The following is a 22,022-nucleotide window of genomic DNA, read 5'->3' as shown; positions in this document are numbered from 1 at the left end:
TCGAAAAGCTCAGAAAGCTTAAGCTCCGAAACTTAGGCCCCGAGCATTTCCGCCAACTGGCGATACAACGCATCGAGCCGTTCCAGCGCATCAGGAGCGGCAAACTTTTCGTGCAGGGCGATGTGGCTTTCAGCGCGAACCCGCTGGTCCAGGCCGCAGGCTTCGTTAAAGCGATTGACTGCCGCGACCATCGAGTCTCGTTCGTTATCGATCAACATCGCCCCATGCACCAGGCCGACCGGACGCTGACCGCCTTTGCTCTGGCGCCAGCGTTGAGCCGTGCCGACCATCTTGCGACCATCGAGGTTGACGTTGAAACGGCCGTCGCAGAACGCGCCCTCAATTTCGCCCAAGGACGACACGCCGCCCAACTCATCAAGCAGCTGACAAATCGGGTCGCAGAGTCGGCGATAGGCGGTTTCGATCCGATTCTGGTCACCTTCGCTGCGCGGTGGCGCATAGACCAGAGCGATGTTGAGGGTGGACGCCGATTGCGGCACCGGCTCACCGCCGGTTTCGCGCAGCAGTACCGGCCAACCGGCGGCCGCGGATATTTCGCATGCGGCGTCGAACTGTGGCAGACGATTCAAGCGCCGGGGCATGACCAGCGCGCGGTCAGTGGGTTGCCAGAACAGCAGGCCGAACTCCGACTCACCGGCGCACACATGGGCCAACAGGTCCTGTTCGGCGAGCAGGCCGGCTTCGATGGTCAGTAGGGTTGGTGAGGTCATAAGGTATTCCGTTGGGCATGAAGTCCGTGGCGCTACTTATGCCGCCATCGCGAGCAGGCTCGCTCCCACATTGGATCTCTGATGTTAGTAGATCTCTTGTGGGAGCGAGCCTGCTCGCGATGGGGTCGACTCGGTCTGCGTGTAATCAGTCGAGCGTAGAACCGCTCACTGGAGTGCCCCGCTCGGGAAAGAACAAGCGCTGCAGTTCGGAACCCGGGCTTTCGGCGCGCATGAACGCTTCGCCGACCAGGAACGCATACACATCGCTGATTTCCATCAACTCGACATCGGCCCGGTTAAGAATGCCGCTTTCGGTAACCACCAGACGATCGCGGGGAATACGTGGCAACAGGTCGAGGGTGGTTTCCAGGCTGACATCGAAGGTGTGCAGGTTGCGGTTGTTCACGCCCACCAGCGGCGTGTCGAGGGTTTTCAAGGCCCGCTCCAGCTCGTCGCCATCGTGGACTTCCACCAGCACATCGAGGCCGACGCTTTTGGCCACGGCCGCCAGCTCGGCCATTTTCACGTCGTCCAGAGCAGAGACAATCAACAGCACGCAGTCAGCACCCAAGGCACGAGACTCGACGATCTGGTACGGATCGATCATGAAATCCTTGCGGATCACCGGCAGCTTGCACGCCGCCCGGGCCTGTTGCAGATACACATCGGCGCCCTGGAAGAAATCGATGTCGGTGAGCACCGACAGGCAAGTGGCACCGCCCTTTTCGTAACTTCTGGCAATGTCCGCAGGCATGAAGTTCTCGCGAATCACGCCCTTGCTCGGTGAAGCTTTCTTGATTTCAGCAATGACCGCCGGCTGCTTGAGCTTGGCCTGAGCGATCATTGCCTTGGCGAACCCCCGGGTTGCATCGGCTGCCTTGGCCAAGGTTTCCAGTTCGGCCAGGCTTACGCGGGCGCTACGCTCGGCGACTTCCTGAACTTTGCGGGCCAGAATTTTCTCCAGAACCGTCGGTATACTCATCCCTCATTCTCCACTTTGAATACCGCGGTAAATGCACCCAATTCCTCAAGCTTTTCCCGAGCGAGGCCTGTGTGCAGCGCATCGTGCGCCAGGGCAACGCCTTCTTTCAAACTGCTGGCATGGTCGGCGGCGTACAGCGCGGCACCGGCATTGAGCACGATCATCTCGGCCGCTTTCTGACCGCTCTCGGTCTTGCGCTTGCCCAGGGCATCGCGAATCAGCTCAAGGGAGGCCGCCGGGCTTTCCACCGCCAGACCGTGCAGGCTCTGGCTCTTCATCCCCAGGTCTTCGGGTTCGACCCAATACTCGGTGATCTGATCATTCTTCAATTCAGCCACAAAGGTCGGTGCCGCCAGACTGAATTCATCCAGGCCATCCTTCGAGTGCACCACCAGCACGTGCTTACTGCCCAGGCGCTGCAAGACCTCGGCCAATGGCCGGCACAACGCCTGACTGAACACCCCCACCACCTGATGTTTCACACCGGCCGGATTCGTAAGCGGGCCGAGCATGTTGAACAAGGTGCGCAGGCCCAGCTCGCGGCGCGGGCCGGCAGCGTGCTTCATGGCGCTGTGGTGGGTCTGGGCAAACATGAAACCGATGCCGACGTTATCAATGCAGCGCGCCACCTGGACCGGGGTCAGGTTCAAGTAGATACCCGCCGCCTCCAGCAGATCCGCGCTGCCGCTTTTGCCCGACACCGCACGGTTACCGTGCTTGGCCACGGTGCAACCGGCCGCGGCGACGACAAACGACGACGCAGTGGAGACGTTGAAAATGTTCGCCCCGTCGCCGCCGGTACCGACCACATCGACCACGCCATCGAGGGTGTTGAGTTCGACCTTGTCCGCCAACTCGCGCATCGCCGTCACGGCACCGACGATCTCGTCGATGCTTTCGCTCTTCATGCGCATGGCCATCATGAACGCGCCGATCTGCGCATCCGTGCATTGCCCGGTCATGATTTCGCGCATGACATCGCGCATCTCATCGGTACTGAGGTCGAGGTGGCCGACAATACGGCTCAGGGCTGTCTTGATATCCATGGAAAGTCCTTAGCGCGTGCCGCCGGTTTGTTTGAGGAAATTGGCGAACAGCTCGTGGCCCTGCTCGGTGAGGATAGACTCAGGGTGGAATTGCACACCTTCAATATTCAGTGTCTTGTGGCGCAGCCCCATGATCTCGTCCACCGAGCCGTCTTCGAGCTGGGTCCAGGCGGTCAGCTCCAGGCAATCGGGCAGGGTCTCGCGCTTGACGATCAGCGAGTGATAGCGGGTGACCGTCAGCGGGCGATTCAGGCCTTCGAACACACCCTTGTCCTCGTGAAACACCGGACTGGTCTTACCGTGCATGACTTGACGGGCACGGACCACATCGCCACCAAAGGCTTGGCCGATGGACTGGTGCCCCAGGCAAACGCCGAGAATCGGCAGCTTGCCGGCAAAGTGCTTGATCGCTTCGATGGATATACCGGCTTCGGTCGGGGTGCAAGGACCGGGAGACACGACGATGCGCTCAGGGTTGAGGGCTTCGATTTCGGCAATGGTGAGCTCATCGTTGCGCACGACTTTGACCTCGGAGCCCAGCTCACCAAGGTATTGCACAACGTTGTAAGTAAAAGAGTCGTAGTTATCGATCATCAGCAACATGGCGTTAAGAACCTCTTGAATTCACTGACTTTTAATACGGCCTTCGAATGATTTACCCGCAGCGCACTGCGCTTTGTCAGGTGCTGGAGTGGCGCCAGCAAAGCGGCATTTCATACAGGTAAAGAAGGCAAAGCGGTACAGGTCCGGCCAGGCCGGCAGAAAAGATTCAGGCGCGCCAACGCCAACGGGCGTGTGCCTTGATGACTTGATCCAGGAGTTTGCTGACGATCAACACGGGGAAGGTCTCATTCATACGTCTGGGCACAGTAACTTAGCTGGGCAGAGCGTGCAATAAGGCCGGGGCGACAGCTCGTGAAACAATCGAAGGGTTCGCGACGGATGGCAAAAGGCCGAAAGTTTTTGGTACTGTCGTTTCGTTTACCACAACAATAAATAAATGGACTTGCTCATGATCAAACAGAGATTGTTTGTACCGCTTGCCGGCTGCCTGCTCACCATGGCCTGCGCCCAGGCGATTGCCGCGCCCAATCCTTATTCGAATTTCGTTGTTTTCGGCGACAGCCTCAACGATGCCGGGCAGCTTACCGACTCGGGTGGCCCTGCCGGCGCGACAGAGCGTTTTACCAACCGGACCGGGCCGCTCTACCTGGATGGCAGTGGTGAATTACGCTCGCTGAACTCCACGCAACTGCTGGGTGGACGATTCGGATTTACCTCTGACCAGACAGCCGCTTCAACCTCGGCTGCGCGAGCCAACCAAGGGCTGGCGGACGGCAACAACTGGGCCGTCGGCGGTTACCGTACCGACCAGATTCTGGACTCGATCACCAGCGAATCCGCCACGGGCGAACGTACTCGGGCAGGTTATTTGCCAACGAACAACTTCCGCGCCGATCCAAATGCGCTGTATTACATTTCCGGGGGCGGCAACGATTTCCTTCAGGGCCTCGTGCTCAATACCACCCAGGCTAACGCCGCGGCGAATCGACTGGCCGACAGCGTGCAGACTCTGCAAAGCGCCGGCGCCAAATACATCGTGGTCTGGCTGCTGCCCGATCTGGGACTGACTCCCGCCGTCAATGGCACCTCATTACAAGCCTCGATCTCACAGCTGAGTACCGACTTTAATCAGCAGTTGGTCACCCGCCTCGCGGGGATCAACGCCGAAATCATTCCGCTGAACATTCCACTGCTGTTGCAGGAAGCAGTCGCCGACCCGACGCGCTTCGGCCTCGCCGCTGGCCAGAACCTGACAGCCACCTGCTTCAGCGGTAACAGCTGTACGGAAAATGCTGTCTATGGCATCAACAGCGCTACCCCGGACCCGAGCAAGCTGATTTACAACGACTCGGTCCACCCCACTGAAGCCGGGCAAAAACTGATATCCGATTACGCCTATTCCTTGCTGTCAGCACCTTGGGAGCTGACGCTGTTGCCGGAAATGGCCCACGCCACCTTACGCGCCCACCAGGATGAACTGCGTAGCCAGTGGCAATCCGACTGGGAGAACTGGCAGGCCGTCGGCCAATGGCGCGCGATTGTCGCCGGCGGCGGTCAGCATCTGGATGTCGATAGCCAAAGCAGCGGCGCCAGTGCCGATGGCAGCGGCTACAACCTGAATATCGGTGGCAGCTATCGCCTGAATGAAGCCTGGCGCGTCGGCGTGGCAGCCGGCTTCTATCGTCAGAACCTCGAAGCGGGCAACAACGATTCGGACTACAAACTCAACAGCTACCTGGCGACCGCCTTCGCCCAGTTCCAGCAAAATCGCTGGTGGGCCGATGCCGCATTGACCGGTGGCAAGCTGGATTACGACAACCTCAAGCGCAAATTCGACCTGGGTGTCAGCGAAGGGGCGGAAAAAGGTGATACCGACGGCCATCTCTGGGCCTTCAGCACTCGCCTTGGCTACGACATTGCCCAACCAGGCAGCGAATGGCACCTGTCACCGTTCATCAGCGCCGATTACGCAAAGGTGGAAGTCGACGGTTACTCGGAGAACAGCAACCGCTCCACCGCGCTGACCTTTGATGATCAGACCCGAGACTCGAAACGTCTGGGCATCGGTTTGCAAGGCAAATACAACTTCACCCGTCAGACCCAGGTGTTTGGCGAATATGCCCATGAGCGCGAGTACGAAGATGACGCTCAGAAGGTCAACATCGCCCTCAACAGCCTGCCGTCCCTGGACTTCAATCTCCAGGGCTACACGCCGCAAAGCCATCTCAACCGCTTAAGCCTGGGGGTCAGCCACAAATTGACTGCCGACCTGGCGCTGCGTGGCGGCTATACCTTGCGCAAGGATGATGACTTTACCCAGCAGGGCATCAACGCTGGGGTAACGCTGGACTTCTGACCCTTCACACGCCAAAGGACGCATCGGCTCGTGTAGGAGCTGGCGCAGCCTGCGATCTTTTGGCGGCATTGGGAGCGACCGAGGTACAAGATCAAAAGATCGCAGCCTTCGGCAGCTCCTACGGGGGAAATGGCAGGCACAAAAAAACGCGGCGCCCTCACAGGCGCCGCGTTTTTTTATGGATCACTGGTCCGGCGTCTGCTCGGCCAGGGCCACGGCGCGGAACATGGCGCGACGCTTGTTCAGGGTTTCTTCCCATTCCAGTGCCGGCACCGAGTCGGCGACGATGCCGCCACCGGCCTGTACGTGCAGTTCGCCGTTCTTGATCACCGCGGTACGGATCGCAATCGCGGTGTCCATGTTGCCGTTCCAGGCGAAGTAACCGACCGCGCCGCCGTAGACGCCACGCTTGACCGGTTCCAGCTCGTCGATGATCTCCATCGCGCGAATCTTCGGCGCGCCAGACAAGGTGCCGGCCGGCAGGATCGCCCGCAGTGCGTCCATCGCTGTCAGCCCGGCCTTCAATTGGCCGGTGACGTTGGACACGATGTGCATCACGTTGGAATAACGCTCGATGACCATCTTCTCGGTGAGTTTCACCGAACCGATTTCCGAGACACGCCCCGTATCGTTGCGGCCCAGATCGATCAGCATCAAGTGCTCGGCGATTTCCTTGTCGTCCGACAGCAGGTCTTTTTCCAGCGCCAGGTCAGCCTCTTCGTTGGCGCCCCGAGGACGGGTGCCGGCAATCGGGCGCACGGTGATCAGGTTGTCTTCGACCCGCACCAGCACTTCCGGCGAACTGCCGACGACATGGAAGTCGCCGAAATTGAAGAAGTACATGTAAGGCGTCGGGTTGAAGCAGCGCAGCGCCCGGTACAGGTCGATAGGCGCAGCCTTGAAGTCGATCGACATGCGCTGCGACGGCACAACCTGCATGCAGTCACCGGCCAGGATGTATTCCTTGATGGTGTCGACGGCTTTTTCGTAATCGCTCTGGGTGAAACTCGAACGGAACACCGGATCAGCCGATTGCTGCTTGCTGAAGTCCAGGCCACGGCGTGGGGTGATCGGCTGACGGAGTTGTTCCAGCAGCGCTTGCAGACGCGCTTGCCCTTGCTCGAAGGCGTCTTCCTGCGACGGATCGGCCAGGACAATCGCGTGCATCTTGCCGGCGAGGTTGTCGAACACCACTACCGCGTCGGAGACCATCAGCAGAATGTCCGGCACGCCCAGCGGATCCGGGTTCGGGCATTTGCCCAGACGCTTCTCCACATAACGTACGCAGTCATAACCGAAGTAACCCACCAGACCGCCATTGAAGCGTGGCAGACCGGCGATGGTCGGCACGTTATAGCGCGCCTTGAAGGCTTCGACGAAGGCCAGCGGGTCTTCAACATCGTGACTTTCGATCTCGACGCCGTCGTGGGTCACGCTGACGTGGTGATCATGAACCCGCAGCACAGTGCGGCACGGCAGGCCGATGATCGAATAACGGCCCCACTTCTCGCCGCCCTGCACCGATTCCAGCAGATAGGAGTTGGGCTCGTCGGCCAGTTTCAGGTAGATCGACAGTGGCGTGTCGAAGTCGGCCAGGGTTTCGCAGGCAAGCGGTATGCGGTTGTAGCCGGCAGCGGCCAAACGCAGGAATTCTTCGCGGATCATGAGGTGCCTCGTGGCTTGAGGGTCTAACGGTCAGGTATGCAAACGCGCCGGTACGCCGGCCAGGAACAAGTCAGGCGCGCCAACGCCAGCGGGCCAGGGCCTTGATGACTTTCATCCAGAGTTTGCGAGTGACCACCACGATGGCGTTTCCAGGAGGGGATTGAACAGCGTCGGGCAACGTTATCCCAGCGGCCGGATCCAGGCAACCGGGAATTAGTTTGCGTAGATCATCGATGACCAGCGTCGGCGACTCTTCGGCAATCGGCCGGCCGTGGTTATAGCCATAACTGAGGGCCACGCATTTGACCCCCGCCGCTTTCGCCGCCAGCACATCGCTGCGCGAGTCGCCGACGAACAACGATTGCGACGCCGGAATGTTGGTCATTTTCATCACGAAAAACAGCGCGGCCGGGTCCGGTTTTTTCTGCGGCAGGGTGTCACCGCCGATGATCAGGCGGAAATAACGACCGATCTTCATCTGATCCAGCAGCGGCGCGACGAAGCGCTCCGGTTTGTTGGTGATCAGCGCCATCTCGACACCCTGCTTGTGCAGCCATTTCAGGGTATCGCGCACGCCGGGGTAAACCACGGTCAGCTCGTGACCGTCCTCATAAAAGCCGTTGAACAACTCCAGGGCATGTTCGGCCTCGACCTCATCGACACCCTCGGCATCGATGTGATTGGCCAAGGCCCGGCGCACCAGCATCTGCACGCCGTTGCCCACCCACTCACGCACCGATTCGATGCCGGCAGGTTGGCGCCCGAGTTTGAGCAGCATGTTATCCACAGCCGCCGCGAGGTCGGGGACCGAATCGACCAGCGTGCCATCCAGATCGAACATCACCAGCCGCGGCAGACGCCCCGGGAACAGCTGCTCAAAACCGCTCATGGGCGAGCCAGCGCCAGTTCGGAGCGCATTTTTTCAATCACTTCCTGATAGTTCGGCGCATTGAAGATCGCCGAACCGGCCACGAAGGTGTCAGCGCCGGCAGCCGCGATTTCACGAATGTTGTTCACGTTCACGCCACCGTCGATTTCCAGGCGGATGTCACGACCGGAGGCATCGATCAATGCCCGCGCTTCACGCAGCTTGTCGAGGGTGGCGGGAATGAACTTCTGCCCGCCGAAGCCCGGGTTGACGCTCATCAGCAGGATCATGTCGACCTTGTCCATCACGTACTTGAGCACGTCCAGCGGGGTCGCCGGGTTGAACACCAGACCGGCCTTGCAGCCGCCTTCGCGGATCAGTTGCAGGGAACGGTCGACGTGCAGCGTGGCTTCCGGGTGGAAGGTGATGTAGGTCGCGCCGGCCTCGATGAAGTCACCGACGATGCGATCCACCGGGCTGACCATCAGGTGCGCGTCGATCGGCGCAGTCACGCCGTACTTGCGCAGCGCGGAGCACACCATCGGGCCGATGGTCAGGTTGGGCACGTAGTGGTTGTCCATGACATCGAAGTGCACGAAGTCGGCGCCGGCGGCCAGGACGTTGTCCACTTCCTCACCCAGGCGGGCGAAATCGGCGGAGAGAATCGACGGAGCAATAACGAAGGGCTGCATGACGCACCTTTTTTGAGCAGAATCACGATGGCGCGCATTGTATACCTCATGCTTTGACGCGCGCACCGTGCTGCGATGATCAGTAGGCCGCTCGGTAGATCTTCTCGATATCGACGGCCGTCAATTTGCGCGGATTGTTGCGCATCAGCCGTTCGATGCCGGCGGCTTCCACGGCCATGGCCGGGATCGCGTCCTCGGGCACTCCGAAACTGCGCAACCCCAGCGGGATTTCCACCACCGCACACAGCTCGGTCATCGCCTCCACGGCTTTGTCCGCCGCTTCGTTGGCGCTCAGATGAGCGGTCTTCACCCCCATGGCCTCGGCAATATCCTGCATGCGTTCAACGCAGGCCATCTTGTTCCAGGTCATGACATACGGCAGCAACAAGGCATTGCTGACGCCATGGGCAATGTTGAAACGCCCACCCAGGGGATACGCCAACGCATGCACCGCGCCAACCCCGGCATTGCCGAACGCCATGCCGGCCATCAGGCTGGCGGTGGCCATGTCTTCGCGGGCTTGCAGATGGGAAGGATTGGCGTAGGCCTTGGGCAGCGCCTTGGTAATCAGCTTGATCGCGCCAATGGCCAGGGCATCGGTGATGGGCGAGGCACTGAGCGACAGGTAGGACTCGATGGCATGCACCAGCGCATCGACGCCACTGGCGGCGGTGACACTGCGCGGGCAGGTCAGGGTCATTTGCGGGCTGACCAGCGCCACGTCCGGCAACAGGTAATCGCTGATAATGCCCTTCTTCAGCTGCGCGACCCTGTCGGAAAGAATCGCCACATTGGTCACTTCCGAACCGGTGCCGGCAGTGGTCGGAATGGCGATCAGCGGCGGGCCTTTGCGCGGCACCTGATCGACGCCGAACAAATCCTCCAGTGCGCCGTGGTAACCGGCGTAGGCCGCAACACTCTTGGCGATGTCGATGGCACTGCCGCCACCGAGGCCGATCAGCCCGTCATGCCCGCCTTCGCGGTAAACCCGCATGCAATCTTCGACGATGGCGATTTCCGGGTCCGGCAGCACCCGGTCGAAAATCTCGTAACTGCGCTCACCCAACTGCGCCAGCGCCAACTCTACCGTGCCCGACTTGACCAGTGCGGCGTCGGTGACGATCAGTGGGTTGTCGATGTCCAGACGCGTGAGCTCAGCCGCCAGTTGCTCGATGGCCCCTGCACCAGTGATCAGTTTGTGAGCGATTTTGAAAGAGGAAAGACTCATGTGCGCAGCCTCTTATAGATAGGGGAGCTGGGCACAATAGTAGCTGGGGATTGGGGTTTGTCTGTTATTCAAATCATGAATCACCGCAGATTCCGAAATCACCCTAAATCCCTGTGGGAGCGGGCTTGCCCGCGATGGCGTCATGACATCCAACATCAGTGCTGACTGATGCACCGTCATCGCGGGCAAGCCCGCTCCCACATTTTCACCGCCTATGGCTTCAGACCTGCGCAGTGCGCAGTTTTTCGCTGCGCCCACGCAGCCATTCCAGCGTCAGCAACAGGATCACCGAGAATGCGATCAGCAACGTCGCGGCAGCGGCGATCGTCGGGCTGAGGTTTTCGCGGATGCCGCTGAACATCTGCCGAGGCAAGGTCGCTTGTTCGGGGCCGGCGAGGAACAGCGTCACCACCACTTCATCAAACGAGGTGGCGAAGGCAAACAGCGCACCAGAGATCACGCCCGGCGCAATCAACGGCAAAGTCACCCGACGGAACGTCGTCAGTGGCGAAGCGCCCAGGCTTGCAGCGGCTCGCACCAGATTCTGGTTAAACCCCTGCAAGGTCGCCGATACCGTGATGATCACGAACGGCACGCCCAGCACGGCGTGCACAACGATCAACGAGATATAGCTGTTGCCGAACCCCAGTGGAGCGAAGGTCAGGTAACTGGCCACACCAATGATCACCACCGGCACCACCATCGGCGAAATCACCAGCGCCATCACCAGCGCCTTGCCCGGGAAGTCCCCCCGGGTCAGGCCGATGGCCGCCAGCGTACCGAAGATCATCGCCAGTACCGTCGCTGCCGGGGCGACGATCATGCTGTTCTTCAACGAACGCATCCATTCGGCCGAAGCAAAGAAGTCCTGGTACCAGTGCAGCGAGAAGCCTTGCAGCGGATAGACCAGAAAACTCCCCGAGTTGAACGACAACGGAATGATCACCAGCACCGGCAGGATCAGGAACAACAAAATCAAGCCGCAGAGAATCCGCAAGCTGTAGAACCACACCCGTTCGATGGGCGACATATAAGGACTCAGCATTTCACTCTCCCCTTAGCTCAGGCGCAGGCGACTGGCGCCCACCAGCCAGCTGTAAATCAGATAAAGCACCACGGTCGCCAGCAGCAACAGCCCACCGAGTGCGGTCGCCATGCCCCAGTTGATGCTGGTGTTGGTGTAGAAGGCGACGAAATAGCTGACCATCTGATCGTTCGGGCTGCCCAGCAACGCCGGGGTGATGTAGTAGCCGATGGCGAGGATGAACACCAACAGGCAACCGGCGCCGACACCGGCATAGGTTTGCGGGAAGTACACCCGCCAGAAACTGGCGAACGGGTGGCAGCCGAGGGAAATCGCTGCTCGCATGTAGGTCGGCGAAATGCCTTTCATCACGCTGTAGATCGGCAGAATCATGAATGGCAGCAGGATGTGCACCATCGAGATATAAACCCCGGTGCGGTTGAATACCAGCTCCAGCGGCTTATCGATGACACCCATGGCCATCAGACCACTGTTGATGAGGCCACCCGATTGCAGTAGCACGATCCACGCCGCGACCCGCACCAGAATCGAGGTCCAGAATGGCAACAGCACCAGAATCATCAACAGGTTGCTTTGCCGCGATGGCAGGTTCGCCAGCAGGTAGGCCAACGGGTAGGCCAGCACCAGGCAGATCATGGTAATGATCAGGCCCATCCAGAAGGTCCGGGCAAAGATATCGAGGTAGATCGCCTGATCGGGAGTGGCCCGGGCCAGTTCGCCGAGGTCGTCGATACGGTGGTCGACGGCGGCCAGCAGGTAATAAGGCGTCACGCCACTGGTGTTGCGACGCACGACCTGCCAATAGGCCGGATCGCCCCAGCGCTCGTCGAGCCCTTCAAGCGCAGCTTTATAAGAGGCCGGCTCCGTGGCGAACGGCAAGGCGCGTGCGGTTTTGGTCAACAGGCTGCGGTAGCCGGCCAACTCCATGTTCAAGCGCTTGGACAAGTCGCCCAAGGTCTGATTCTTGCGGGCTTCGGCAAGGTCTTCGCTGGCTGCCTTATAGACTGGCTCAGCGGGCAGGCCGCGGCCATCCCAGCTGGCGATGGCCGCCACGGTGCGCGGCATGACGCCGACCACTTCCGGGTTGCCGACGCTTTTGAAGAGCAGCGCCACGATCGGCACCAGGAACACCAGCAACAGAAACAGCACCAACGGCGCGATCAAGGCTTGTGCTTTCCAGCGGTTGACACGCTCGGCGTGCTTGAGCCGCTGCTTCAAGGTGGGGTCGGTGCCCGCGTTCACGGGAACGGCGATAGCCATGGCGTACTCCGAAAATCGATCTTTCTAATTCGAACAACCTGTGGGGGCGAGCTTGCCCGCGATGACGATGTATCAGTCAACATGAATGCTGAATGTGATGACGCCATCGCGGGCAAGCCCGCTCCCACATTAGTTGTGGTTACTTCGCAGCCCAGGAATTGAAGCGCTGCTCCAGTTGCTCGCCGTTGTCAGCCCAGAAGCTGACGTCGATCTGCACCTGGTTGGCGATGTTTTCCGGGGTGGTCGGCATGTCTTTCAGGACATCCTTGGCCAGCAACGGCACGGCTTGGATGTTGGCCGGGCCGTAGGCGATGTTTTCCGAGTAGGTCTTCTGTTGCTGCGGTTGCACCGAGAACGCGATGAATTTTTTCGCCGCTTCGGCACGGGTCTTATCCAGACCTTTTGGAATCGCCCACGCGTCGAAGTCGTAGATGCCGCCGTTCCACACCACTTTCAGGTTGCTTTCTTTCTGTACCGCCGCGATCCGGCCGTTGTAGGCCGAGCTCATGACCACGTCACCGGAGGCGAGGTATTGCGGCGGTTGTGCGCCGGCTTCCCACCACTGAATGTTTGGTTTGAGCTCATCGAGTTTCTTGAACGCACGATCCTGACCGTCCTTGCCGGCCAGCACTTTGTAGACGTCTTTGGGCGCCACACCATCGGCCATCAAGGCGAATTCCAGGGTGTACTTGGCGCCTTTACGCAGGCCGCGCTTGCCCGGGAATTTCTTGGTGTCCCAGAAGTCGACCCAACTGGTCGGTGCGGATGCCAGCTTGTCGGCGTTGTAGGCCAACACTGTCGACCACACGAAGAAGCCTACGCCGCAAGGCTGGATAGCACCTTTGACGTAGTCTTCGGACTTGCCGAACAGCTTCGGATCCAGCTGCTCGAACATGTCTTCGTCGCAACCACGGGACAGTTCTGGCGATTCAACTTCCACCAGGTCCCAGGACACGCTCTTGGTATCGACCATGGCTTTGACCTTGGCCATCTCGCCGTTGTATTCGCCAGCGACGATTTTGCCGTGGCCAGCCGCTTCCCACGGTGCGTAGAAGGCTTTGACCTGCGCCGCCTTGTTCGCCCCGCCAAAGGAAACCACAGTCAGGTCCGGACCCGCCGCCATCGCGTGCGCCGCACCCATCATGCCCACGACCAGGGCGGTGAATTTCAGGGATCTCAACATTTATTGTTCTCCAACTGCAGGGTTAGTGTTGGTGAAGCGGGGGCGATCAGTGCGCCTCTAGAAGTGGGTCGAGCGCGCGAACGTGTTCGACCTGCCAGCCAAGCGGTACCACGTCGCCGACAGCCAGCGCGGGATCGAGCTCGGCAATCGGTTGTTTCACGAAGAAGTCGGTCTTGCCGCAGACTTCCAGGCGAACCCGGACGTGGTCGCCCAGATAGATGAATTCCGCCACCCTCCCTGAGAAGCGGTTGACACAGGACTCGCTCGAGCCATTAAGGCTCACGCGCTCCGGACGAATCGACAGCGTGACGGGTTCGCCGGTCTTGCCGACGTTGACCGCCAGCGCCTCGACCTTTTCACCGCGACCGAGCTCGACCACGCAGCGGTCGCCGGTATGGCTGTGCAAGCGACCGTTGAGGCGGTTGTTCTCGCCGATGAAGTTGGCAACGAAGGTATTTTTCGGCTCTTCGTAGAGCGTGCGCGGCGGTGCAATTTGCTGAATCTCGCCCTGGTGGAACACGGCGACGCGGTCGGACATGGTCAGGGCTTCGCCCTGGTCGTGGGTCACGTAGACCACGGTCACGCCGAGGCGCTGGTGCAGGTGCTTGATTTCCATCTGCATGTGTTCGCGCAGTTGTTTGTCCAGTGCGCCGAGGGGTTCGTCCATCAGCACCAATTGCGGTTCGAACACCAGGGCGCGAGCCAGGGCCACACGCTGCTGCTGACCGCCGGACAGTTGCGCCGGATAGCGCTGGGCGAAGGCGTCGAGCTGAACCATGCTCAGCACACGTTTGACCCGGTCACTGACGTCGCTTTTGTTCAAGCCGCGTACGGTCAGCGGGAACGCCAGGTTCTCGGCCACAGTCATGTGCGGAAACAACGCATAGTTCTGGAACACCATGCCGATATCGCGTTTATGCGGCGGCACGTTGTTGATGGAACGCCCGGCCAGTTGAATCTCCCCGGCGGTTGGCGTTTCAAAACCGGCGAGCATCATCAGACTGGTGGTCTTGCCGGAGCCGGATGGCCCGAGCAAGGTGAGGAATTCGCCTTTGCGAATTTCCAGGTTGAGGTCTTTGACGATCAGGTTCTCGCCGTCGTAGCTCTTTTGCACTCCACGAAAGCTGACCAGAATGTCGCTGGCCCCTGCGCTTGAATCAACCTGGCTCATACCCACACCTTTGTTATTGATGACTGCTGTGGACTAAGCCTAGTGGACGCTGGGAGCCGCGCAAATCGGGGCGCAGGAGAGAATCGCCTCAGCCGGATGGAAGAATGGGGGTAGGGATTGCCCTACAAGGATGGCGGGGATGGATATGTCGATTCGTGATGGCGACAGGCGGTGAGCTGCAAGCCGCAATAACCGGTAAAAGTGTTCAGTAGCGCTTGTCGTTATCGGATATGTCCACGACTGGACGGTTGATGGAAATACCTGTGGGAGCGAGCTTGCTCGCGATAGCGGATTGTCTGCCAATATCAATGTTGACTGATACGGCCTCATCGCGAGCAAGCTCGCTCCCACAGGGGACGGCGGTGTTCTTTAGAGGAGTTTGTGTTCCATCGCGTACTTCACCAGTTCGGCCAGGGAGGTGATGTTGAGTTTCTGCATCAGCCGCGCCTTGTGGGTACTGATGGTTTTGCTGCTCAGGGCCAGTTGCTGGGCGATGTCGTTGACGTTGGCGCCCTGGGCCAGGCGTTCGAACACCGAGAATTCACGTTCCGACAGCAACGAGTGCAACGGCCGCGCATCGGTCAGGCCGACTTCGAAGACCATGCGGTCGGCCAGGTCCGGGTCGATGTAGCGCCCGCCCGCCGCCACCTTGCGGATCGCCGTCAGCAGCAATGCCGGATCGCTGTCCTTGGTGGCGTAGCCAGCGGCACCGACCTTCAATGCCCGGGCGGCCATCTGCGCCTCGTCGTGCATCGACAGCACCAGAATCGCCGGCGGGTTGTTCAAGGCGCGAATCCGCGGAATCGCTTCCAGACCGTTGACCCCAGGCATGGAGATGTCCAGCAACACCACTTCGCAGGGAACATGGCGCAAGGTCTCGAGTAACTGCTCGCCATTGCTCGCCTCCCCTACCACCAGCAAGTCCTTGGCCAGGCCGATCAATTGCTTGATGCCTTCGCGAACGATGGTGTGGTCTTCGGCTACCAGTACACGGATCACGTTCTTCTCCATTCTTCTTATGTCAGAGCCAAGATCATCGCGAGCAGGCTCGCTCCCACATTGGATTTCGGTGTGTCAAAGATCTGTGTAATTACCCCATCCCCGTGGGAGCGAGCCTGCTCGCGAAGGCGTCAGCACAGACACCACAAACTCTTCAGGCTTCATCCAGCGGCACTCGCACACTCAGGGTCGTCCCCTCCCCCGGCTCACTCTCGAGTGACAACTGCCCGCCCATGATCAACACCCGCTCACGCATACCAACCACGCCAAACGATGTCGGCCTGCCAGGAGCAGCGACAAATCCTACGCCATCATCGCTGACCGTCAGGCAGAGTTCATCGCCCTCGAGGGCCAGCGTCAGTTCAACAGTATGCGCCTGGGCGTGGCGCATGACATTGGTCAGCGCCTCCTGAAGGATCCGGAACAGCCCGATGGCCTTGGCGTCGCTGAGCACCGGCAAGTTATCCGGCACCTGCACCAGGCACGGGATCTGCGTGCGCGCCTCGAACCGCCGCGCCTGCCACTCGATGGCCGAGGCGATCCCGGCATCGAGAATCGGCGGCCGCAGCGCCGTGGCCACATCGCGCACCAGTTGAAACAGCTGAGCGATCAAACGCTTCATGCTGTTCAAGCGCTCGTGCAGGCCCGGATCGAGCTGGGCGTAAGCCAGTTCGCACATTGACGTTTCCAGCTTCAGCACGGTCAGCATCTGCCCCAGCTCGTCATGAACTTCCCGGGCAATCCGGGCCTTTTCCTCTTCCCGCACGCTCTCCAGGTGCGCGGACAACTCGCGCAATTGCTCACGGGAACTGGCCAGCTCCAGTTCGATGCGTTTGCTCTCGGTGATGTCCCAGACAATCCCGTCCCAGACATAGGTGCCGTCTTCAAGTCGACGGGTGATGGCCTTGATCTCGGCCCAGCGCTGTTCGCCCTGACGGGTCAGAATCCGCCCCTGCCACGACCAGTCGCTGTCGGTATCCAGCGCATGATCCTGAGTCTGGTGGTAACTGGCCTTGTCATCCGGATGCACCAGGCTGCGCAGGCCTTTGTCCCGATGGGCCAGGGTGGCCGGCGAGTACCCCACCAGGCTCTCGCTGCCTTCACTGATGTAGGCAAAGTCGATCTGCCCTGTCACCGGCGCGCGCTCCAGACGAAAGACCAGTCCGGGGACATTGGCGGCGATCCCTTGCAGCCGCGCTTCGCTTTCCTGCAAGGCGGCCAGGGCACGCCGACGCTCGGTGACGTCATTGAGGTAAACCACCAGGTATTCGCCCTCGCGAAAACGCAAGAAGCTCAACGAAACATCCGCCGGCAGAACACTGCCATCGGCCCGCACGCAATTGGTTTCGAAACTTAGCGGCCCTTCCTCGCTGGCTCGGGCGCGCTTCCACAGGTTCAGCCAGCGGTCCATGTGCAAGCCGGGCTCGAAATCGATCAATGGCCGATCAATGATCCCGCCCACCGGGTAGCCGAGCATGGTTTCGGCTGCGCGGTTGGCGTAGCGCACATGGCTGTCCCAGTTGACCCAAAGGATGCCGACGGTGCTTTGGTCGATGGAAAACTGCGTGAGGCGCAAGGCCTCTTCACTGGCCTCGCGCAGGGCAATGTCTTCGCGCGCCGCCAGCAGTCGTTGCTCCAGACTGTGTTGCTGACGACGCTGCCAGAACACAATGGCCATGCTGCTCAGCAACAACACCAGCAAGAGCAGGCAGAGGTTTTTCCAGAATCCCGGCGACTCGGACAGCCGCGGGTACTTGGGTTGCAGCCACTGATTGTGCAGGTGCTCCAGGTCCTTGGCCGGGATCGCCCGCAGCGCGCTCTCGACGATGCCGGCCAGTTCCGGCCAGTCCCGACGCGTGGCCACTCGCAGCAATTGCGGGAAACCGATGTCGCCCACCACGACCAGCCCGGAGAATTCGGGCTCGGCCGACAGACGCCCGAATTGCGCTTCATCGACCACCGCGTAGCCGGCCTGCTGACTCAACAACAATTGCAGCGCCTGGCGCTCCAGAGGCACGCCTTGCAGGTTCAGATGAGGATAATTGCTACGCAAGAAATCGGCGGTGACGCTGGGCATGCGCACGGCGACGCGGGTCTGGCTGTCGAGCTTTTCCAGTTCCACCGTGCCGGTGCTCTTCTGGTCGCTGACGACCAGTTGCGATACCCGCATATAGGGATCGGAAAACTGCCAGAACCGCAAACCGGCAGGGGTTTGCGTCAGCCCCGGCGCGATATCGATATCGCCTTCTCGCGCGGCGGTTTCCAGTTGCGCAAGATCAGGATAATTACGCCAGCTCAGCTCGACCTTGAGCGCCTTGGCCAGCCATTTCATCAACTCGACGTTAACCCCGGACAGTCGCTGCAAGCGGCGATCGTATTGGGCATAGGGCGCTTGCAACACCACCCCGACCCGCAATTCGCCATGCTGCGCCAGCCATTGCTGTTGCGCTGGCGACAGTTGCGCGACATGCGCCGGTGGCGCGGGCGCCGCCCAGCCCATCAAGGGAAACCACAAACAGCCGATAACCCACAGGCAGCGAAAATGCATCATCGAAGTCTCACACACTGACAAATACTGACCAACCCATTAGGCTGCCGGAATAACTTCTGGCCTGGAATATCCGATGCCCCCTGTCTACCGCCTGGCGCTGCCAGCATTGTGCCTGTCGCTGATCCTGCCGTGCGCCTTTTCCGTCGAGGCGGCCGACCCCGCACCTGCCGCTGCGGAAAAGCCCGCCGAAGAAAAACCGGTCGAACGCCAGCCGCTGCTTGAGCGTAGTCAGGAAGAAGCGACAGCACTTGAGCGAAAAATCCCTGCTCAGGAACAGCAACAACTGCAAGCCGGCACCGATAGCTTTCTCGCCTTGTGGAAACCGGCCAATACCGCCGAACCCAAAGGCGCGGTGATTATCATCCCGGGCGCTGGCGAAACCGTTGACTGGCCGCAAGCGATCAGCCCATTGCGCCGCCAATTGCCAGACGCCGAGTGGAGCAGCCTGAGTATCACCTTGCCAGACCTGCAAGGCGAAGCCATTGCGCCACGTATCGTCGAAGTGGCGCCAGCACCCAAATCGCCTGATGCCGGCAGCAAAGACTCCACGACCGCGGCACCCATCGAACAGGCGGCCGGCGGCGAAGCGGAGGTGGCCGACAAGGCCATCGCCGAAACCACCGAAGAACAGGCCAAAGCCAACGCCGAGCGAATCTTCGCTCGCATCGATGCAGCCATCGCCTACGCCGAACAGCAAAGCGCTCGCAGTATCGTTGTGCTGGGCCATGGTACCGGCGCTTACTGGGCCGCGCGTTATCTGAGCGAAAAGCAGCCATCGCAAGTCGGCAAATTCGTGATGGTCGCCGCCCAGACACCCATTACGGCGAAGCCCGGGCTGGCCGAATTGACGCCGACGATCAAGCTGCCCGTCGCCGACATGTTCTACATCGACAAACCGCTGGATCGAAACGCGGCACTGGAACGCTTGCAGGCCAACAAACGTTTGAAGACTTCGGCGTTCAGCCAGGTATCGCTCAAGGCCCTGCCGGGGAATGCCAAGGCAGAGCAAGAGCAGTTGGTTCGCCGGGTGCGGGGATGGTTGAATCCGCAGCCTGCGGCGAACTGACAGATCGCGTCGCCCCAATCGCGAGCCTGCTCGCGATGGCGGCATCACAAACAACACATACCTATCCTGCTACCGGAAATCCCGCCGCTCACGAATCAACGTGTAGGCATTGTGCAGTTCACGAGTCTTGTCCGTCGCCTCACGAACCTGCAACGCCGTCGCGCCACTGCCGGCAATCTTGTCCGGGTGATGGCGACTGAGCAGGCGTCGATAGGCGCGTTTGATTTGCGCAGGCTCGCTGGTCGCCGAGACTCCCAATAACCGCAAGGCATCCTGGTAAGTCAGGGCGGCGTTGACCAATGGGCGTTTCTGCGGCTCATAGTCTGCCGCCAAGGCCTGCACCTGTTGTGACGTCCAGCCCAACCACTTGCCCCACTGGGCAATCAGTTCGCGCTCACTGCTACCAGCACGGCCATCGGCCCAGACCATCCGCCAACAGGCACGCAACACGCCTTCCGCCGCATGGGGTTGAGCACTCAAGCGTCGCAGATAACTACGCAACCGGTCGTGTCCCGACTTACCGCGGTTGAAGGCGGCAATGGCGCGACGTTGCGCCGATTCGGTCATCTCCAACGAACGCATTTCCTGCCGCGCCTGCTGGATGTGCCCATCCACTACCCGCCCATCGCTTTTGGCCAATCGGCCCAGCAGCACGAACAGCAGTTCATCGTTGCGCAGCACCGAGCGGCCACCGAATTTTTCCCATAAATGCGCCCAGCTCTGCAGGTGCAAGCGCCGATCCAGCGCCTGTCCCAACAAAGCGCCGAGCATGGCCCCCGGAATGCTGGCTATGGCAAAGCCCGCTCCGGCTCCAATCAGAGTCCCTGGCCACAACATGTCAGCGTCTCGCTTCTATCAGAGTGTCTACTTCAGCCAGGCGCTCATGCGTGCCGACATCCACCCAATGCCCTCTCAGGCGTTCGCCGGTCACCTGCCCCTCAGCCATGGCTTTGCGCAGCAGCGGCGCAAGCTTGAAGGCCCCGGCCGAGCAACCGTCAAACAGCTGCGGGTGCAGCACGGCGATGCCACTGTAGGTCAGGGTTGATGTATCCGGCTGACCATCCCGCACATGGCCATCGACCAGGGTGAAATCTCCGCTCGGGTGATGCGCCGGGTTATCCGCCAGTACCAAATGAGCGAGCCCGACGATAGGCTGGTGCAACACGCTGAAGTCGTAGTCGGTCCAGATATCGCCGTTGACCACCACGAAGGCCTCGCCCCCCAACAATGGTAATGCGCGGAATATTCCGCCGCCGGTTTCCAGCGGTTCACCTTCCGGCGAGTACTGAATGCTCACGCCATATTGCGAGCCATCCCCCAGATAATCTTCTATCTGCTGACCGAGCCAGGCATGGTTGATCACGATCTCGGTAAACCCTGCTGCTGCCAAAGCGCGCAGGTGATACTCGATCAGGGGCACTCCGCCGGCACGAACCAGCGGTTTTGGCGTGGTCAGGGTCAGCGGGCGCATGCGTTCGCCCTTACCCGCTGCCAGAATCATTGCCTTCATGCCTTTGCTCCGGCACGCAGACTGGCCAGCAACACATCCAGCTCCGCCAGTTCAGGGCGACGGGCGATGACCGCGTCTATATAAGCGAAGAAGCGCGGCACATCGCCGAGATAGCGTGGCTTGCCATCGCGATGACAGATGCGGGCGAAGATGCCGATGACTTTCAAGTGACGCTGCACGCCCATCAGGTCGCTGGCGCGCAGGAAGTCTTCGAAGTCAGGCTGGACCGGGATGTCGAGCGCGCCGGCTTGCTGCCAGTAATCAGCCAGCCAACCGCGCACGCGCTCTTCAGGCCAGCTGAGGAACGCGTCCTTGAACAGGCAGGTCACGTCATAAGTCACCGGCCCGTAGACCGCGTCCTGGAAATCCAGCACGCCGGGATTCGGCTCGCTGAGCATCAGGTTGCGCGGCATGTAGTCGCGATGCACCAAGACTTTGGGCTGGGCCAGAGCGCTGTCGATCAGCAGGTCGCTGACCTGCTGCCAGAGCACTTGCTGCGCCGGGTCGAACTCGATGCCCAACTCACGTTTCACGTACCACTCGGGAAACAGCTCCAGCTCGCGACGCAGCAACGCCACGTCATAACTCGGCAACGGCGCCACCATCGGCAACTGCTGAAAAGCCAGCAGTGCTTGCAGGGCATCCTTGAACAAATCGTCGGCATTTTCGCTGTCGATCACGTCCAGGTAAGTCTTGTTGCCCAGGTCATTGAGCAAAAGAAAACCACGCTCAAGGTCTTCGGCATAAATTTTTGGCACATTTATTCCGGATTTCGCCAGCAGAAAAGCAATATCCACGAAGGGCTTGCAGTTTTCCTGGGGGGGCGGCGCGTCCATCACGACGAAGCTTCTGCCTGCGCCGTCCCAGCGGAAATAGCGCCGAAAACTCGCGTCGCTACTGGCCGCGGTCAACGTGGCCGGGGGTACGGCACCCCAGCCCTGTTCTGCAAAGAGGATAGCCAACTGTTCATCGAGCCAAACTTTCAGGTGTTGCAAGCGTACATCTTGGTCAGGCATTGCAAGGGTCTCCGACGGCGCTAGCCGTCAAGCGGGTCATGCTTTATTATCCAGCATCTTTTTCAGACCATCGAGAGGCGTGCGGCCCA

19 protein-coding genes are annotated in these 22,022 nt (G+C 60.4%); 2 read left to right on the top strand and 17 right to left on the bottom strand.

Annotation, left to right across the window (positions count from 1 at the left end; translation table 11 throughout):
* Positions 1-32: 32 nt before the first annotated feature.
* From LOY38_RS03110 to LOY38_RS03095, 4 genes are all read right to left on the bottom strand, one after another.
* A complete protein-coding gene (locus LOY38_RS03110) occupies positions 33-731 on the bottom strand; it encodes a lipoyl protein ligase domain-containing protein (protein WP_258698815.1) in 699 nt (232 codons plus the stop codon).
* Positions 732-876: 145 nt separating this feature from the next.
* Positions 877-1,713 carry an indole-3-glycerol phosphate synthase TrpC gene (gene trpC / locus LOY38_RS03105; protein ID WP_258698814.1) on the bottom strand — a complete coding sequence of 279 codons (837 nt, stop codon included), beginning with the start codon at positions 1,711-1,713 and terminating at the stop codon, positions 877-879.
* Complete coding sequence (gene trpD / locus LOY38_RS03100) at positions 1,710-2,759, bottom strand: anthranilate phosphoribosyltransferase (RefSeq protein WP_258698813.1); 1,050 nt, start codon at positions 2,757-2,759, stop codon at positions 1,710-1,712. The genes trpC and trpD overlap by 4 nt, the downstream gene beginning before the upstream one ends.
* A gap of 9 nt (positions 2,760-2,768) precedes the next feature.
* A complete protein-coding gene (locus tag LOY38_RS03095; protein ID WP_008067458.1) occupies positions 2,769-3,362 on the bottom strand; it encodes an aminodeoxychorismate/anthranilate synthase component II in 594 nt (197 codons plus the stop codon).
* A 409-nt stretch (positions 3,363-3,771) separates the two neighbouring features.
* On the opposite strand from LOY38_RS03095, the gene estP reads away from it, so the two are divergent.
* The gene (estP, locus tag LOY38_RS03090) at positions 3,772-5,679 is read left to right on the top strand and encodes an esterase EstP (RefSeq protein ID WP_258698812.1); all 1,908 of its coding nucleotides are present in this window, start codon (positions 3,772-3,774) and stop codon (positions 5,677-5,679) included.
* A 183-nt stretch (positions 5,680-5,862) separates the two neighbouring features.
* Here estP and trpE read toward each other — a convergent pair whose 3' ends face one another.
* The 10 genes from trpE to LOY38_RS03040 all read right to left on the bottom strand — a co-directional run bounded on the left by trpE (position 5,863) and on the right by LOY38_RS03040 (position 18,341).
* Positions 5,863-7,344 carry an anthranilate synthase component I gene (trpE, locus tag LOY38_RS03085; RefSeq protein WP_258698811.1) on the bottom strand — a complete coding sequence of 494 codons (1,482 nt, stop codon included), beginning with the start codon at positions 7,342-7,344 and terminating at the stop codon, positions 5,863-5,865.
* A 70-nt stretch (positions 7,345-7,414) separates the two neighbouring features.
* Positions 7,415-8,233, bottom strand: coding sequence for a phosphoglycolate phosphatase (locus tag LOY38_RS03080; protein ID WP_258698810.1), 819 nt, complete (start codon positions 8,231-8,233; stop codon positions 7,415-7,417).
* The gene (gene rpe, locus LOY38_RS03075) at positions 8,230-8,904 is read right to left on the bottom strand and encodes a ribulose-phosphate 3-epimerase (RefSeq protein ID WP_007941649.1); all 675 of its coding nucleotides are present in this window, start codon (positions 8,902-8,904) and stop codon (positions 8,230-8,232) included. The genes LOY38_RS03080 and rpe overlap by 4 nt, the downstream gene beginning before the upstream one ends.
* Before the next feature lie 79 nt (positions 8,905-8,983).
* On the bottom strand, positions 8,984-10,132 hold the full coding sequence (locus LOY38_RS03070; protein WP_258698809.1) for an iron-containing alcohol dehydrogenase: 1,149 nt from the start codon (positions 10,130-10,132) through the stop codon (positions 8,984-8,986).
* 220 nt (positions 10,133-10,352) lie between these two features.
* Complete coding sequence (locus LOY38_RS03065; RefSeq protein WP_258698808.1) at positions 10,353-11,177, bottom strand: ABC transporter permease; 825 nt, start codon at positions 11,175-11,177, stop codon at positions 10,353-10,355.
* Positions 11,178-11,189: 12 nt separating this feature from the next.
* Positions 11,190-12,437, bottom strand: coding sequence for an ABC transporter permease (locus LOY38_RS03060; protein ID WP_258698807.1), 1,248 nt, complete (start codon positions 12,435-12,437; stop codon positions 11,190-11,192).
* Positions 12,438-12,576: 139 nt separating this feature from the next.
* Entirely contained in the window at positions 12,577-13,620 is a 1,044-nt protein-coding gene (locus LOY38_RS03055) for an ABC transporter substrate-binding protein (RefSeq protein ID WP_258698806.1), read from the bottom strand.
* A 46-nt stretch (positions 13,621-13,666) separates the two neighbouring features.
* On the bottom strand, positions 13,667-14,791 hold the full coding sequence (locus LOY38_RS03050; protein ID WP_258698805.1) for an ABC transporter ATP-binding protein: 1,125 nt from the start codon (positions 14,789-14,791) through the stop codon (positions 13,667-13,669).
* 369 nt (positions 14,792-15,160) lie between these two features.
* Positions 15,161-15,802, bottom strand: coding sequence for a response regulator transcription factor (locus tag LOY38_RS03045; protein ID WP_258698804.1), 642 nt, complete (start codon positions 15,800-15,802; stop codon positions 15,161-15,163).
* A 142-nt stretch (positions 15,803-15,944) separates the two neighbouring features.
* Positions 15,945-18,341, bottom strand: coding sequence for a PAS domain S-box protein (locus LOY38_RS03040; RefSeq protein ID WP_258698803.1), 2,397 nt, complete (start codon positions 18,339-18,341; stop codon positions 15,945-15,947).
* Between the two features lie 73 nt (positions 18,342-18,414).
* On the opposite strand from LOY38_RS03040, the gene LOY38_RS03035 reads away from it, so the two are divergent.
* Positions 18,415-19,407: an alpha/beta hydrolase family protein gene (locus LOY38_RS03035; protein WP_258698802.1), complete on the top strand. Its 993-nt coding sequence runs from the start codon at positions 18,415-18,417 to the stop codon at positions 19,405-19,407.
* A gap of 69 nt (positions 19,408-19,476) precedes the next feature.
* Here LOY38_RS03035 and LOY38_RS03030 read toward each other — a convergent pair whose 3' ends face one another.
* From LOY38_RS03030 to LOY38_RS03020, 3 genes are read right to left on the bottom strand one after another with little or no spacing between them, the layout of a single operon-like run.
* On the bottom strand, positions 19,477-20,244 hold the full coding sequence (locus LOY38_RS03030; protein ID WP_258698801.1) for a TerB family tellurite resistance protein: 768 nt from the start codon (positions 20,242-20,244) through the stop codon (positions 19,477-19,479).
* A gap of 1 nt (position 20,245) precedes the next feature.
* Complete coding sequence (gene murU, locus LOY38_RS03025) at positions 20,246-20,917, bottom strand: N-acetylmuramate alpha-1-phosphate uridylyltransferase MurU (RefSeq protein WP_258698800.1); 672 nt, start codon at positions 20,915-20,917, stop codon at positions 20,246-20,248.
* Positions 20,914-21,933 (bottom strand): aminoglycoside phosphotransferase family protein, encoded by a 1,020-nt coding sequence (locus LOY38_RS03020; RefSeq protein ID WP_258698799.1) that lies wholly within the window; start codon positions 21,931-21,933, stop codon positions 20,914-20,916. The genes murU and LOY38_RS03020 overlap by 4 nt, the downstream gene beginning before the upstream one ends.
* Positions 21,934-22,022 lie beyond the last annotated feature (89 nt).

The organism is Pseudomonas sp. B21-015, assembly GCF_024749285.1.
Classification (GTDB): domain Bacteria; phylum Pseudomonadota; class Gammaproteobacteria; order Pseudomonadales; family Pseudomonadaceae; genus Aquipseudomonas.
The sequence above is the reverse complement of the archived record's forward strand: the minus strand, read 5'-3'. Positions and strand labels throughout refer to the sequence as shown.